This window comes from Herbaspirillum sp. B65 (assembly GCF_000333555.1).
Classification (GTDB): domain Bacteria; phylum Pseudomonadota; class Gammaproteobacteria; order Burkholderiales; family Burkholderiaceae_D; genus Herbaspirillum; species Herbaspirillum rubrisubalbicans.
Genome location: NZ_BADI01000884.1, coordinates 1 through 1342, shown reverse-complemented (window position 1 = coordinate 1342; position 1342 = coordinate 1). Strand labels below are relative to the sequence as shown.

General features: G+C 62.1%; 2 protein-coding genes. One reads left to right on the top strand and one right to left on the bottom strand.

Annotated elements, in window-relative coordinates; all coding sequences use genetic code 11:
* The first annotated feature begins 148 nt into the window (after positions 1–148).
* A complete protein-coding gene (gene rapZ, locus I5W_RS21005; RefSeq protein WP_044530695.1) occupies positions 149–1012 on the top strand; it encodes an RNase adapter RapZ in 864 nt (287 codons plus the stop codon).
* A gap of 68 nt (positions 1013–1080) precedes the next feature.
* On the opposite strand, the gene I5W_RS21000 is transcribed toward rapZ, so the two are convergent.
* Positions 1081–1342: NUDIX domain-containing protein (locus tag I5W_RS21000; RefSeq protein WP_044530694.1), on the bottom strand; the 262-nt coding region annotated here is incomplete at its 5' end.

Here is a 1342-nt window from a genome sequence, read left to right as displayed (position 1 = left end):
TCAGGAATTCATCGAGCGCCAGCGGCGCGCCATGAACGGCGAATAGCCCCCCCGGCGCGGCTTTCCCGCTTGACAGGAAAACTTCTGGCGACATTTTGGCATACCTCTGCCGTCACGCATTGGCAGACGATGCGTTATGATTGCCAGCATGAGAATCGTTCTGATCACCGGCATTTCCGGCTCCGGCAAATCGGTGGCACTGCATGTGCTGGAAGACGCCGGCTATTTCTGCGTCGACAATCTCCCGCCTTCCCTGCTCTATGAGCTGGTGCAGACCCGCATCAAGGAAGGCGACCACCGGCTGGCCGTGGCCATCGATGCCCGCAGCGCCGATTACCTGGAGACGCTACGCGTGGACATCGCGCAATTGCGCACCGATGGACATGACGTCAAGGCCTTCTTCCTGACCGCCTCCAACGACACCCTCATCACCCGTTTTTCCGAAACCCGCCGCAGCCATCCGCTGTCGCACCGCCTGCTGCCGGGACGCAATCCAACCGACCGGCTGACACTGACCGAATGCATTGCCATCGAAAAGGACATGCTGGGCGACCTGCAGGATATCGGGCTGGTGATGGATACCTCGCAGCTCAGTTCCAACAAGCTGCGCCGCTGGATCAAGGAACTGGTGGACCTGGAACGTTCGCCGCTGACCCTGCTCATCGAATCCTTCGCCTTCAAGCATGGCTTGCCGCTGGATGCCGACCTGGTGTTCGACGTGCGCATGTTGCCCAACCCGCACTACGATACCGCACTGCGCCCGCTGACCGGACGCGATGCGCCGGTCATCGAATTCCTGGCGGCCTATCCCGAGGTGGCCGACATGTTCAACGACATCCGCGGCTTCGTCGAAAAGTGGCTGCCCGCCTTCAAGAACGACAATCGCAGCTACCTGACGGTGGCCATCGGCTGCACCGGTGGCCAGCATCGCTCGGTCTATCTGGCCGAACAACTGGCCAGCCACTTCCGCGCAACTGAACAGGTAGTGTGCAGGCACCGCCAACTGAACTGACAGGTGCCGGCCACTGAACTGTCAGGTGCCCGGCATCCAACTGTCAGGTCATCCGATCAATCATCCGATCAGACCGCAGCCAGCAGATCATCGCTGCGCAAGACCCCCAGCAAGAGCTTCTTGACCGGCGCCGGCAAGGGCGCATCGGCCAGCTTGCGCGCCGGATACCACACCAGGCCACGCTCGGCGATGTGCAGGGTGCGGCTTTTCAGCGCCACCTGGAAGGGCGCGACGTGCAGCTTGAAGTGGGTGAACACGTGCGAGAACGGTTGCAGCTTGCGGCAGCCTTCCAGCTCGCCATAGGGCGCCACCAGGGTACGCACGGCGCTG